The organism is Butyrivibrio fibrisolvens (assembly GCF_023206215.1).
In the GTDB taxonomy this organism is placed as follows: domain Bacteria; phylum Bacillota; class Clostridia; order Lachnospirales; family Lachnospiraceae; genus Butyrivibrio; species Butyrivibrio fibrisolvens_C.
The window spans coordinates 2955712-2970434 of sequence record NZ_CP065800.1 but is presented as its reverse complement, the minus strand read 5'-3'; the positions used below and the strand labels follow the sequence as shown (position 1 = coordinate 2970434).

Sequence of the window (14723 nt, the reverse complement as noted above, 5' to 3'; positions counted from 1 at the left end):
TTTATGAAGTTTAATCGCGTTGATGATACACGTGTTGAGTGCATAATATCCGAGGAGGATCTTGAAGAATATGGTATTGGCCTGCAAGATCTTCTTACTAAGAAAAAAGAGGCTATGGACTTTCTTCGTGAGATTATAGAGAAAGCTGAAGAAGAGGTTGACTTTAAACCTATTGATGGTGCAATGATGCCTATGCAGGTGACAGTAACTCCTGATAAGCGTATATCCATCACTCTTAGCGAGGATCCGGATGGTACGATTCAGGATCTTCTTGAAAAGCTTACTAAAGATGCAGGAATCAGATTCCCTAAGAACTTCCTTGAAGAGCTGGGAGATGCTCCTGAGCCTGAGAGAATCGAGCGTATCAATGAATATCTTCAGCACCTTCACGAAGTAAATGATGAGAAGAATGATATTATAAATAATACATATTCTAAAAAAGGATCTGATATCAAGAATGCCGGTGGAAGATTATCACAGATTCGTGAAGGCAAAAGAAAACGTAATTCTTTTGCTCTTGGAAGGCTTGAATCAACCGGTTTTGTCTTTTCTTTTAAGAATATGGCAGATGTAATAAGGTTTTCACACCTTATTAAAGGCAGGATCAGAATGCAGACCAGTCTTTACAAGAATCTTAAGGACGATCTGTATTATATGCATTTTGAAAAGGGTACAGATAGTGTTGTTCACTTTGCTTCTGTATTTACTATGGCTTATGAGTTCGGAACATATATTACAAGCAGTCCGATCTATATTGCTAATGTTGAAGAGAGTTATGAGGTTATCATTAAGACCAAGGCGGTTGATACACTCAGAAACTTTACAGTTTAATATTCAGTTTGAATCTCATGTATATTTTTTGAATCTGTTAGATTCAAACTGAAAATAGTTTTGAATGGAGATTTATATGAGTCACAAGGACGAGAGCGAACAGGTAAGGCTTAACAAATATATTGCACAGTGCGGAATTTGCTCTCGCAGAGATGCAGATAAGATCATTGAAGAGGGACGAGTATCTGTTAATGGTCAGCCTGCTCTGGCAGGTACCAAGGTTAATCCCGGAGATGTAGTAAAAATTGATGGCAAGAGAATAAAGCTAGTTACAGATACCAAGGTATATGCATATTATAAGCCTGAAGGAGTTGTATGTACTCAGCGTGATGCTCATGCGCAGCGTACAGTTGCTACAGAGATCAAAACTCCTGTTAAGGTCAACTACGCAGGACGATTGGATGCTAATTCAAGCGGACTGCTTATTTTATCCAATGATGGAGAACTCATCAATAGAATGATGAAGTCATCCAACAATCATGAGAAAGAATATGTTGTAAGGGTTGATAAGGAAGTTAATGGCGCTTTTCTGCGTCAGATGGCCGGTGGAGTATACATTGAAGATCTTGATGTTACTACAAAAAGATGCAAGGTCGTTAAGACCGGAAGAAATTCATTCAGGATCATCCTTACTCAGGGTCTTAACAGACAGATCAGACGTATGTGTAAGGCTCTTGGCTATAATGTAAGAGAACTTATGCGTATCAGAGTATTAAATATTGAGCTTGGCAGCATGAAGCCTGGAGAACTTAGGGAAGTTACAGGAAGAGAGCTTACAACGCTTTATTCAAAGTGCGGACTTAGGAAAGATACTGCATCTAATTAACCTGTGTTAGATGCAGTACAAAATTATAGATAAAAGATATATTTATTGAATGTTGGTCAGGGATATGGGCCTTTATTTCATTGGATATAGATAAGAGAGGACTAACCGTTGGGAGAGACTAATTTAATACAAGAATACAATAAACTGTGTGAGACTATTAAGTATCACATGGATCGTTACTATAATCAGGATGCTCCGGAAATAAGCGATTATGAATATGATCAGCTTATGCTTCAGCTTAAAGCTGTTGAAAAAGAGCATCCTGAGCTTATATCTAAGGATTCACCTACAAGGATCATAGGCGGTTCTGTCAAGAGAACTGCAGGTGTTACAGTTGAGCATGATGTTCCTATGCTCTCTATTCAGGATGTCTTCTCCAAAGAAGAAGTACTTGAATGGGTTCACGACGTAAGAGCTATGCACCCTGATGTGCGTTTTTGCGTAGAGCACAAGATAGACGGACTTTCTATGAGTATCCGTTATGAAAATGGTAAGCTTACACTTGCAGAAACCAGAGGAGATGGCCTTATTGGTGAAGATGTTACTTCCAATGCACTTGTTATACCGGATGTTGTAAGAAGTATATCCTCTGAGTTTAATTCGCTTGAAGTGCGCGGCGAAGTATATATGAGTCATGAGGATTTCGACAAGACCAACAGAATTCAGGAAGCTCATGGCAAGAAGACTTTTGCTAATCCCAGAAACTGTGCTGCGGGTACTCTGAGACAGCTTGATAGCGGAATGGTAAGAGAACGTGGCCTTTCTATGTTTATTTTTAATATACAAAGATCTGATCCGCAGATAGCTTCTCATTCTGAAGGCCTTGAGAAGATGAAGGCTCTTAAGATGGCGGTTGTCCCATCTGCAGTCTGCGTAACAGATGATGAGATCCTTGCACAGATTGATGCTATAGGAGAGTCAAGAGGATCTCTCCCGTATGATATAGACGGCGCTGTAATTAAAATCGATCAGATAGCCTATAGAGACGATTTTCCGGCAGGCTCCAAGTATTCAAGTGGTCATATTGCATATAAGTATCCTCCGGAAGAGAAGGAAGCTGTTATCAAAGATATAGAGCTGTCAGTTGGTATGACAGGAAGAGTTAATCCTACAGCGGTATTTTCTGAAGTCAGACTTTGTGGTACTACAGTTTCAAGAGCTACTCTTCACAACCAGGACTTTATCGACAATCTAGGTATTGGTATCGGAAGAACAGTTCTTGTATATAAGTCAGGCGAGATCATTCCTAAGATAAGAAGCGTGGTAGCTTCCAAAAATCCTGCTGATTCTGTGACATTCAAGATTCCTGATGTCTGCCCTGTATGCGGCGGCAAGGTTGTAAGAGAGCCTGATACAGCGGATATGATCTGCACTAATGATGACTGTCCTGCCAAGCTTGAAAGACGTATCATCAACTTTGTAGGTCGTGACGCCATGGATATAAAAGGTTTTGGTGAAGAGTATATCAGAACCCTTATAGAGAACGGCTACCTTCATGATATAGCTGATATATATCTACTCAAGGACTATAGGCAGGAACTTATTGAAAAAGGTCTTATAGGCAAAGAAAAGGGCACTGATAACGTTCTTAATGCGATAGAAGCTTCTAAGTCCAATGAACCTTTCAGACTGCTTACAGGACTTTCTATACCAAATGTAGGAAAAACATCGTCTAAGACAATAATGAAAGCTTTTAACAGTATAGACGACCTTATGCATGCAAGAGTTGATCAGCTTGTTGAAGTTCAGGATGTGGGAGAGACTACAGCACTTTGCATCCATGACTTTTTCCATAAAGATTCTAATATAAGACTTCTTGAAAGACTTAAAGATTATGGTCTTACTTTTGATATGGAAGTTGTAGAATCCTCAAGTGAACTTGCAGGTCAGACATATGTTATAACCGGAAGTCTTGAAAAGTTTGCCAACAGAGATGCTATGGTAGCATTTATCGAAAGCCATGGTGGAAGCGTATCTGGAAGCGTATCCAAGAAAACTTTCGCACTTATCAATAATGATATTGCTTCTAATTCAGGCAAGAACAAGAAGGCCAAAGAGCTTGGAATTCCGATCATAACTGAAGAAGAGTTTTTATCAAAAGTTCAGAGTTAATGAAGGTATAGCAAAAAAATATATGCAGTATTAAATACTTTAATATATAATTGCTGTAATACTATTACTAAAGTGCCTTAAGACAGCAGTACTTTAGGAAGATAGCGCTTTTTAAAGAAGTACTTTTTAAAACAGTACTTTTTAAAGCAGCACTTTTTTAAAGGAGTAATTTAAAAGGTACAGGATCTGTCATAAGCATTTTAAAATAAAAAGTAATATCAGAATGGAGATATAAGGTTATGCCTATTAAGATTCAGAACGATCTTCCTGCCAGAGAGCAGCTTGAGAAAGAGAATATATTCGTAGTAGATGAGAACAGGGCCATGCATCAGGATATCAGACCCCTGTCCATATGTATTCTTAATCTTATGCCGCTTAAGGAAGATACTGAGCTTCAGCTTCTTAGGGCTCTTTCTAATACTCCTCTTCAGATAGATGTTACATTTATGAGAGTAAGTACACACGAAGCCGGACACACCTCTACAACACATCTAAACAGCTTTTATAATACCTTTGATGAATTAAAGGACAACCATTATGACGGAATGATCATAACAGGTGCACCTGTTGAGAAGATGGAGTTTGAAGAGGTTGATTACTGGGATGAGCTGTGTCAGATTTTTGAATGGACCAAGAAACATGTGACATCAACTTTTCATATCTGCTGGGGTGCGCAGGCTGCCTGCTATTATCACTTTGGTCTTAAGAAGATACAACTTCCTCAAAAGCTATTTGGAATCTATGCTCACAAAGTGCTCAACAGGAAGGTTCCGCTTATTAGAGGATTTGATGACGTATTCTACATTCCTCATAGCAGATATACCTCAGTACCGATCGATGATATTCACAAGTGCAATAAGCTTGTAGTACTGGCAGAGTCTTATGAAGCAGGAGCAATGCTCTGCATGACCAAGGATGGAAGACAGATCTTCAGCTTCGGACATGCAGAATACGACCGCTTCACACTTGATAGTGAGTATAAGCGTGATGCCAAGAAGGGGCTTGGAACTCCGCTTCCAAGAAACTATTATCCGGATGATAATCCGAATAATAAACCAAGGCTTACTTGGAGAGCGCATTGCAACCTCTTGTATTCTAACTGGCTTAACTATTACGTATATCAGGCAACTCCATATAAGTGGGGACAGATACTCGATGCTGATAACATTGTCAAGGCATCAAAGGCACTGACAGAAAAAACTGATAATGGTAAATAAGAATAGATATATAGTTGTTATGAGAAAGACTGTCTTTGCAGGCAGTCTTTTTTAAATGGGTTATCGAAATACCGTAAAAATATATTTGAAAAACGCCTATGAAAGTTTTAAAATATATATATGGTGTTTGTACTTTTTGATACTCAGTAAATAATATTTCATAGCCCGCAAACTGGCCCTGAAAGGAGATTATATTATGGCTCTCAATCTTGAGGAGGAACAGGTAGAAAAGAAGGAAGTTAAAGCAAGAAAGAAAACCAAAAAGACAAGGGAGCTCTTAGAAGAGGCTGATCGCCAGATGAAAGAGCTTCACAGACGGCGCGATGAATATGTAGAAGTTCTTGATTCTCTTAACAAACAGTCAGAAGAACTTGGTGAGATGAGCGCCAAGGGCTTAAAAGTCGAGCATGAAAAGTTTGGAGAAGGAAAAATTTCTTCTCAGGACGGAAAATATATCGAAGTCAAATTCGGTAAAGTGGTCAAGAAGTTTGTACTTCCTGGTGCAATTGCAGAAAAACACCTTAAAGTCAGTGATGAAAAGATCTTGGAATTCTACAATAAGTGTGATGATATACATAAACAGATACTGAAGGTTCAGATGCAGCTTCGTTCTACAGATTTTGCAATTGAGCGTCAGGCTGATAATATTGAAAAACTTAACCAGAAAGCTTGATCAAAAAGGTCAGATAGTGCTAATGGCTGAGCAGCTAATATAGCGGATTTTAATTAGCTGACATATGGTTACAATAACAAAGGTTCTACCGCTTACTTATTATATGCGGCAGAACCTTTTTATATTGATGTTATGTGTGACCGGATCAGTTTAATGATCAGATCGCGACTTTCTCATCATGTTCAGTATTGTTTTCCTTAGTCTTCTTGTCAGCAAGCTTCCTGTTAGCAGTAGAGAGCATGAGCTTGATCCTGTTGAGCTGATTGACTTCAGAAGCACCCGGATCATAATCGATTGCAACTATATTAGATCCCGGATAATGTCTTCTAAGCTCTTTAATAACGCCCTTACCTACAACGTGGTTTGGTAGACATCCAAATGGCTGTGTGCAGACGATATTGCCAACGCCTTCTGTGATAAGCTCGATCATCTCACCTGTAAGGAACCATCCCTCACCTGTCTGATTACCGATATCTACGATAGGCTTAGCATATTCTACAAGCTTGTAGATACTTGTTGGAGCCTCAAAATGTTTGGAAGCTTTAAGTGCTTTTGTTGCTCCGCCTCGAAGCTTTTCAAGAGCCCAGATGGCTACTTTCATTGCCTTAGCAGTCTTTTTACTGGTTCCAAGATATTCAGCCTTGTATATCTGGTTGTAGAAACAGTAGAGCATGAAGTCCAGAAGATCCGGAACTACAGCTTCTGCGCCTTCTGCTTCGAGAAGATCTACAAGATGATTGTTAGCAGCAGGAGCGAACTTGACAAGGATCTCACCTACGATACCAACCCTTGGCTTAACTTCATCTGTGATCTCGATGTTATCAAAATCTTCAACCATCAGACGACACATCTTCTGGAATTTAACCATATCAGTTGTAACATTTATATTCTTTTTAGATACAAATTCTCTGCATCTTGTAAGCCACTTTTGATGAACTTTTTCAACAGAACCCTTGACCTTCTCATAAGGACGCATTCTGTAGATACATCTCATCATGATATCTCCGAATACAGCACCGTATGCAGCACGCTTGAGCATCTCAAAGTCTATCTTGAATCCCGGATTGGATTCGAGCTTGGATAGGTTGAAGGATATAACAGGAATCTGTTCCATTCCGGCTTTTTTCAGAGCTCTTCTGATGAATCCCACATAGTTGGTTGCACGGCATCCGCCGCCTGTCTGAGACATTACAACTGCTGTCTTGTTAAGATCATATTTGCCGGAATGAAGTTCATCCATGATCTGACCTACAACCCAAAGAGAAGGGTAGCATGCATCATTATTAACATACTTAAGACCCATATCTATGGCATGCATATTGTCATTTTGCATGACAATAAGGTTATAACCACAGGCACGAAGAGCGCTCTCTAATATATCGAAGTGTATAGGTGACATCTGAGGACACAGGAGAGTATATCCTTCATCCTTCATCTCTTTGGTGAAGAGAACTCTGTGGTTAGCACAGTCACGAACTGTAGCATGCTTGCCTTCTTCTTCACGTACACGGATAGCAGCAAGAAGTGATCTTACACGGATCCTTGCAGCACCGAGGTTGTTAACTTCATCAATCTTAAGACATGTATAGATCTTGTCAGATCCGTTCAGGATATCTGCAACCTGATCTGTGGTAACAGCATCAAGACCGCATCCAAATGAGTTGAGCTGGATAAGGTCGAGATCATCACGTGTACGTACGTAAGCTGCTGCTGCATAAAGTCTTGAGTGATACATCCACTGGTCTGATACGATAAGAGGCCTTTCAGGAGCTCCAAGATGTGAGATAGAATCTTCTGTAAGTACGGCTACTCCGTAAGAACAGATCATATCAGGTATACCATGGTTGATCTCAGGATCTATATGATATGGACGACCGGCAAGGACTATACCATGGCGATGATTTTCTTCCATCCATTTAAGGGTTTCTTCACCTTTTTTCTTAACATCTTCACGGCACTTTGAAAGCTCATCCCATGCAAGCTTTGCTGCTTCAGCAAGCTCTTTTTTAGGAATCTCTGTGAATTCCTTATAAAGAGAATGAAGTATAGTATCAAGAGAGGTAAAGGCCATGAAAGGATTGCGAAGGCGCGCTTTACCTGATGTGATAGCTTCAACGTTATTTTTAATATTCTCAGAATATGATGTAACAATAGGGCAGTTGTAGTGGTTGGTAGCCCCCTTAACTTCTTCTCGCTCATAGAAAATTCCCGGATAGAAGATGAAGTCAACTCCCTTGTGTATCAGCCATTCTACATGACCATGGCTGATCTTGGCAGGATAACACTCGGATTCTGAAGGTATAGATTCTATACCCATCTCATAGATCTGATGTGATGATCTTGGAGACAATACTACCTTGTAGCCAAGTTTAGTAAAGAAGGTATGCCAGAAAGGATAGTTCTCATACATGTTAAGAACTCTCGGGATTCCTACAGTACCTCTTGTTACTTCGCTATCAGGAAGTGGCTTGTAGCCGAATACTCTCTTATATTTCCAATCAAAAAGGTTAGGAACTCCATCAGCGTTCTTGACCTTGCCAAGACCTCTCTCACAGCGGTTGCCTGAGATGTGCTGCCTTCCTCCTGTGAACTTGTTGACTGTAAGGCGGCAGTGATTGGTACATCCCTGGCAGGTAGCCATAGATGTAGAGTACTCAAGGCTGTTAATCTGATCTATTGTGAGCATTGATGTCTCGTAAGAAGGATTCTGCATGAATCTGTTTCTTGCGATAAGAGCAGCACCAAAAGCGCCCATGATACCTGCGATATCAGGACGGATAACCTCTGCTCCGGCTATCTTTTCGAATGCACGAAGAACCGCATCGTTGTAGAAGGTTCCACCCTGAACTACGATGTTACTTCCAAGTTCCTTGGCATCAGACACCTTGATAACCTTGAAAAGAGCATTCTTGATTACAGAATATGCAAGACCTGCAGAGATGTCATCTACACCGGCACCCTCCTTCTGGGCTTGCTTAACTTTAGAGTTCATAAATACAGTACAGCGGGTACCAAGATCGATAGGATGCTTAGCAAAAAGAGCTTCCTTGGCAAAATCCTGAACACTGTAATTAAGAGACTTGGCAAAAGTCTCGATAAATGAACCGCAGCCTGAAGAACAAGCTTCGTTGAGCTGAACTGAATCAACAGCCTTGTTCTTGATACGGATGCATTTCATATCCTGACCGCCGATATCAAGGATACAATCGACTTTGGGATCGAAGAATGCAGCTGCATTATAATGAGCGATAGTCTCAACTTCACCATCATCAAGCTGGAATGCTGACTTCATGAGAGACTCGCCGTAACCTGTAGAACAGGAGCGGGCTATACGTACGCCTTCCGGCATCAGCTTATATATCTCCTGCAAAGAGTTAATGGCAGTCTGCAAAGGAGAACCGTTATTGCTTGAATAGAATGAATACAGAAGATCACCGTTTTCTGATACAAGAGCACACTTGGTAGTTGTAGATCCTGCATCTATTCCAAGGAATGCATTGCCCCTATAATTGTCAAGAAGTGAAGTCTTGACCTTGTACTGATCCTGACGCTTCTTGAATGCATCATAATCTTCCTGAGTAGGGAAAAGAGGCTCCATTCTGGCAACTTCAAACTCCATATGGATCTTTTTGGAAAGTCTGGAAACCATCTCATTCATATCATAAGAAATAGCTTCCTCGGCATTCATAGCACTACCCATAGCAGCAAAAAGGTGAGAATTGTCTACATCTATAGTATGCTCATCATCAAGCTTTAAAGTCCTGATAAAAGCATTTTTTAGTTCTGACTGGAAGTGAAGAGGACCACCAAGGAATGCAACATGACCTCTTATAGGCTTACCGCAGGCAAGACCTGAGATAGTCTGATTGACAACTGCCTGGTATATGGATGCAGCAAGGTCTTCCTTGGTAGCACCGTCATTGATAAGAGGCTGGATATCAGTTTTTGCAAATACACCACATCTTGCAGCGATGGTATACAGAGAATTGTAATTTTTGGCATACTCATTAAGACCGGCCGCATCAGTCTGAAGAAGAGATGCCATCTGGTCTATAAATGAACCTGTACCGCCTGCGCAGATACCGTTCATACGCTGTTCAACATTGCCGTCTTCAAAATATATGATCTTGGCATCTTCACCGCCAAGTTCTATAGCAACATCAGTTTTAGGAGCAATTTCTTTAAGTGCTGTAGATACAGCAACAACTTCCTGGACAAATGGAACTTCAAGATGCTTGGCCAGATTAAGACCGCCTGAACCTGTTATCACAGGATGGATCGTAACGTTGCCAACTTTGGCCTGAGCCTCTTTGACGAGCTCGGCAAGAGTCTCACGTATATTGGCGTAATGTCTCTTATAATCAGCAAAAATCAGTTCATGTTCCGGATCAAGAAGTGCAACCTTTACAGTTGTAGATCCAACGTCAATGCCAAGTGTGTAGTCTTTTGAAATCATCTAAACCTCCGAATGAAATTACCAAAAAGCCGAAGATAACTGTAATATTACACATCGTCTCTTAACAAAAAACGGCGGCAGCGTCCCTAGTCAGTACACTAGCGTTAATCTTGATGCTGCCACATAATTGTAATTTCATATTCAACTATAATTTCTTATTAAAAGGAAATCCCTAAAAACATTCTTAGTGATTATAAAACATGACCGGTATTTTTTCAATGTGCTACTTTACTATAGTTAAAAAATCCAAGTTAAAAAACTATAAAGTGTTTGAGAAATATTTGCGCTATTCATTTACAGAAAATACAATAAATGCTAAAATCAAGGATGAAGAAGCGCAGTGGGATGTAAGTACTTACCGACTGCGCTTAATATTGCCACATTAAGTTTTATTATCGCGCATATGTAAATATGAGCACTTGTTTTTAGTTTGTATTTTCTATGGATTTTTGGCGATAAATACATGAATATTTAAGAGGTCATTATGTTCAATAAACTTGAAAGAAAATTTGGCAGATATGCCATCAGAGATCTTACGATCAAACTTATGATCGTTTATGCCATAGGATATATGGTATGTCTTATGGGAAGCCAGGCAGATCCGTTATTTGTTGATAATTATATCAGCTTCAATCCATACATGATCCTTCATGGACAGATCTGGAGACTTGTAACATGGATCCTTATACCACTTCAGGATAATTTTCTTTTGTATGCGATCTCTATCTTGCTTTTCTATATGCCAATCGGCAGAACCATGGAAAGCGCCTGGGGAGATTTTAAATACAATCTGTACCTGTTCCTTGGATTTATTATCACTATCATTGCAGGTTTTGTCCTCTATGGAGCATATGCTTTATATGGACTTTCATTAGGTGCAGAAAGTGAGACATTTTCTCAGATTCTGCAGCTTATAGGCACAGCTGTCGGAAGCTGCACAATTCCTTATTATATTACGATGTCTATCTTTTTTGCATATGCTGCAACATTCCCGGATGCGACTGTACTTCTTATGTTCATCATCCCAATCCAGATGAAGTGGCTTGGAATTGCATATGCAGCTCTTTATGGATATAAATTTGTAATGTCTATTGTAACTTTGATAAGAGCTTTTGCGCAGTATGGATTTATGACAGGATGGATAGGCGGATGCGGTATCATAGCAGGTATCATAGTGCTTATAGCTTCACTCATTCCGTTTGTTATTTTCTTTTTTGGAGACCGTTCCAGCAGACTTAGGAGAAAGGCCGGAAGATACAGACCTTCAGAAGTAAGAAGAAGAACAGAATTCAGACATAATGTTGAAAATGCTAAAAAGGCTCAGCGCATGACAGCTCCAGGATCTGCACATCATAAGTGCGCCGTATGCGGACGTACAGAGATTGATGATCCAAACCTTGAGTTCAGATACTGCTCCAAGTGTAAAGGAGCCTATGAGTATTGTCAGGATCACCTCTTTACTCATGTTCATGTTGAGAAATGATCACATTTGCACGATTTACTGATATATTTCGTTTTGAGCTGATAACGAAGACTTTTTACCAAATATATTGCATGCTCAAATATAAAGTTTGAGTTAGAAAATTAATTATACACAGAATAGGAAATATTGATATATGGATAAAGAAAAAGAATTTGCCGCATTACTTGCTGATGTTACTAATCTTGGAAGACAGCAGAAAGGTATTGTTTCTAAGGAGCAGGTAAAAGAAGCTTTTGATAAGCTTTCACTATCTGATGATCAGCTTGCGCTTGTATATGATTATCTTAAGAAACATGGAATTGGTATAGGAACACCGGCTGACCCTGAAGAATTCCTTACAGAAGAAGAACACAACTATCTTAAAGATTATATCGAATCCTTATCAGAACTTCCGGAAGTAACGGATAGTGAGAAGATTGGTATTACAATATCTGCAATGTCAGGAGATAAATCAGCACAAAACAGGCTTATAGAGATCTATCTTCCTACAGTTCCCGATGTTGCCAAGATGTATGCCGAACAGGGCGTATATATCGAAGATCTTATAGGTGAGGGCAATCTGGTACTTACATCCGGTGTCACAATGCTTGATGCCATAGAGAAACCTGAAGAAGCTGAAAGCTTCCTTACCAAGATGATGATGGATGCGATGGAAGAGCTTATATCTGATAATCTTGATGAAGATGCCAGAGGCCAAAAGGCTGTCAAACACGTTCAGAAGGTTGCTGACAAAGCAGCAGAACTTGCCAAAGAGCTTAGAAGAAGCGTAACAGTAGAAGAACTTGCTGCAGAAACTGACCTTACAGAAGATGATATCATCGAAGCTATCCGCATGACAGGCAATAACATAGAAGATATAGATTTTAACGAAGAATGAATCTGATCTGATAATGATTCAGTAGTCAAATAGGGCCATTGAAAAAATTCACAATTAAGCTTCGGGGGCATTATGAAACAGTTTTTGTATGAAATCGTGAGTAATAGCAAAAAGGACAACTCTTTTGACGAAGCAAGAAGATATGCAAAGGAACATGAGGATTTTCAGGTTCTTGCTCATATTTATTTTGGATATGCTCAGCTTGATAAGACAATGGAGATGGTATCATATTTGAAATCTCTTTTCCCGGGAATCAAAATTGCCGGTTCCAGTTCTTGTGGAGAGATCAAGGATGGGCATCTTACAGATCGTTCTATTCAGATATCCATATCTTTTTTTGAAAAGACTAAGATTAAAACAATTATATATGATTGCAGGGATAGGAGCGAGTTTGATAACGGCATTCTCATGCAAGAAATGGTTGACAGCGATCCTTATGCAAAAGCTGTAGAAGTAATTGTTGCAACTCATTCAGGACTCCATGCTCAGAAATTTTTTGATGCTCTCGAAAAGTGTAATGAATCTGTGGCTGTATTCGGCGCAGCTGCTGCCAAGTATGATGATACAAGTGATACCTTTGTATTTAATGAAGATGGAATATCCCTATTTGGTATAGTATGCGTATTGTATTCAGGTGAGGACTTTCATATCAGTACAGCTTATGCACTTGGCTGGAAGGAACTGGGTCATTCGATGACAGTCACTAAGGCCGAGTCTGAGAAGCTATATGAACTAGACGGCGAGCCTGCTTTTAATGTATACAAAAAGTATTTGAAAATTCAAAATGACAGTTCTTTTTCCAGAAATGCACTGGAATTCCCGCTTATGTATAGTGAATATGGTGTTGACGTTGCCAGGATCTCTTTAAAATGTGCCAGTGACGGAACTCTCTACCTTGGCGGAGAACTAAGAAACGGTGATATAGTAAGACTTGGCTATGGTGATCCTGTAGCCATCCTGGACAGTGTATACGAAGCTCAGGACAAGATCAGATTATTCCAGCCTCAGGCGATATGGATCTATTCCTGCATGACGAGGATGAGTTTCTGGGGAGATGATATTGACTGCGAAATATCACCCTTTGATAAGATCGCTCGCACGTCCGGATTCTATACATTTGGTGAATACATAAGGATTGGCAAAAAAATCTATATCCATAATGCAACTCTTATTTCAATTGGTATGAGAGAGAACGCTCCTGCAGGAATCCCTGTAATGGCTCTTCCAAGGCTCACCCAGAAGAAAATGAGTGGTGAAATATCCATGGTTGAGCGCCTTGTAAGCTTTATTCAGGCGACAACAGGAGAACTCGAAAGACTTAACAAAAATCTTGCTCAAAAGGCACTAACTGACGATCTGACCCGAATATATAACAGGCGCAGGATAGAAGAAATAATGGAGAGCTTTATTGAAGAAGGTCGTCAAAGCCGCGATCAGATTTTCTTCCTGCTTATGGATATAGATTATTTTAAGCAAGTCAATGATACTTATGGACATGACACCGGAGATATTGTTCTTAGAAAGGTTGCAGGCATTCTTAAGAATTACATGAATGATGATTGTGTTCCCGGAAGATGGGGCGGTGAAGAGTTCATGATCGTAGCTCGTAATATCACCAAGACCATGGCTCTTGACCTTGCTGAGAGTATCAGAAGAGATATCTGTGATGAAGATTATGATCCGGTTCCGGAACTAACTGTATCTATAGGTATAGCCGGTATGTCTCCAAACGATAATATTCTGGAATTATATAAAAGGGTGGATAAGGCTTTGTACCATGCCAAAAAAACCGGAAGAAATTGTGTGTTTTTCAGCACTGACTGATATCTTTGGACAGATGGAAGGATTAATAGTTTTTGACATCTATCTTGTTATTTGCTGCTAAACTTATTCAATAGTTAAGACGAATTAACCCTTTGTTAGTGCTACAATATAAGGCTTTGTACATTCTGACCTGGGAAACTAAAGAAAACCGGTGGTCATTTTTTGTAAATATTACACAATAAAAAAATGCGGGATTTTCGCGTTTTTTGAAAAAAGGTGTTGATTTATTTAAAAAAATCTGTTATATTTTACTACGTTGAATCCACGAGATAATCTTTAGCAAAATAAGCGAAAGCTTATGACGCAAAGCTATAGGGCCTGTAAAATGGCAGCCAGTTGCACTGTACTTTAAATTCTTGCCGTCTGCTTTATGCAGACGGTTTTTTACTTGTTATTGTTAAAAAATAATCTTTTTTCACTCTTT

Annotated in this window: 9 protein-coding genes and 1 riboswitch; of the genes, 8 read left to right on the top strand and 1 reads right to left on the bottom strand. The window is 39.6% G+C overall.

Annotated elements, in window-relative coordinates:
• Positions 1 to 3: 3 nt before the first annotated feature.
• The 5 genes from I7804_RS12375 to I7804_RS12355 all read left to right on the top strand — a co-directional run bounded on the left by I7804_RS12375 (position 4) and on the right by I7804_RS12355 (position 5659).
• Positions 4 to 831, top strand: a complete 828-nt coding sequence (locus tag I7804_RS12375; RefSeq protein ID WP_027204215.1) for an adaptor protein MecA — start codon at positions 4 to 6, stop codon at positions 829 to 831.
• Between the two features lie 76 nt (positions 832 to 907).
• A complete protein-coding gene (locus I7804_RS12370; RefSeq protein WP_022752831.1) occupies positions 908 to 1657 on the top strand; it encodes a pseudouridine synthase in 750 nt (249 codons plus the stop codon).
• A 108-nt stretch (positions 1658 to 1765) separates the two neighbouring features.
• Complete coding sequence (gene ligA / locus I7804_RS12365; protein WP_282570411.1) at positions 1766 to 3769, top strand: NAD-dependent DNA ligase LigA; 2004 nt, start codon at positions 1766 to 1768, stop codon at positions 3767 to 3769.
• A 239-nt stretch (positions 3770 to 4008) separates the two neighbouring features.
• A complete protein-coding gene (metA, locus tag I7804_RS12360; protein WP_022752829.1) occupies positions 4009 to 4986 on the top strand; it encodes a homoserine O-acetyltransferase MetA in 978 nt (325 codons plus the stop codon).
• Positions 4987 to 5182: 196 nt separating this feature from the next.
• Positions 5183 to 5659, top strand: coding sequence for a hypothetical protein (locus tag I7804_RS12355; protein ID WP_248403728.1), 477 nt, complete (start codon positions 5183 to 5185; stop codon positions 5657 to 5659).
• A gap of 157 nt (positions 5660 to 5816) precedes the next feature.
• Here I7804_RS12355 and I7804_RS12350 read toward each other — a convergent pair whose 3' ends face one another.
• Positions 5817 to 10115 (bottom strand): 2-hydroxyacyl-CoA dehydratase, encoded by a 4299-nt coding sequence (locus I7804_RS12350; RefSeq protein WP_248403727.1) that lies wholly within the window; start codon positions 10113 to 10115, stop codon positions 5817 to 5819.
• Between the two features lie 484 nt (positions 10116 to 10599).
• On the opposite strand from I7804_RS12350, the gene I7804_RS12345 reads away from it, so the two are divergent.
• From I7804_RS12345 to I7804_RS12335, 3 genes are all read left to right on the top strand, one after another.
• On the top strand, positions 10600 to 11598 hold the full coding sequence (locus I7804_RS12345) for a zinc finger MYND domain-containing protein (protein ID WP_022752826.1): 999 nt from the start codon (positions 10600 to 10602) through the stop codon (positions 11596 to 11598).
• 133 nt (positions 11599 to 11731) lie between these two features.
• Positions 11732 to 12475 (top strand): sigma-70 domain-containing protein, encoded by a 744-nt coding sequence (locus I7804_RS12340; RefSeq protein ID WP_248403726.1) that lies wholly within the window; start codon positions 11732 to 11734, stop codon positions 12473 to 12475.
• Positions 12476 to 12547: 72 nt separating this feature from the next.
• Positions 12548 to 14299, top strand: coding sequence for a diguanylate cyclase (locus I7804_RS12335; RefSeq protein ID WP_248403725.1), 1752 nt, complete (start codon positions 12548 to 12550; stop codon positions 14297 to 14299).
• Between the two features lie 268 nt (positions 14300 to 14567).
• A riboswitch (cyclic di-GMP riboswitch) is annotated at positions 14568 to 14643 on the top strand.
• The last annotated feature ends 80 nt before the right edge of the window (positions 14644 to 14723 follow it).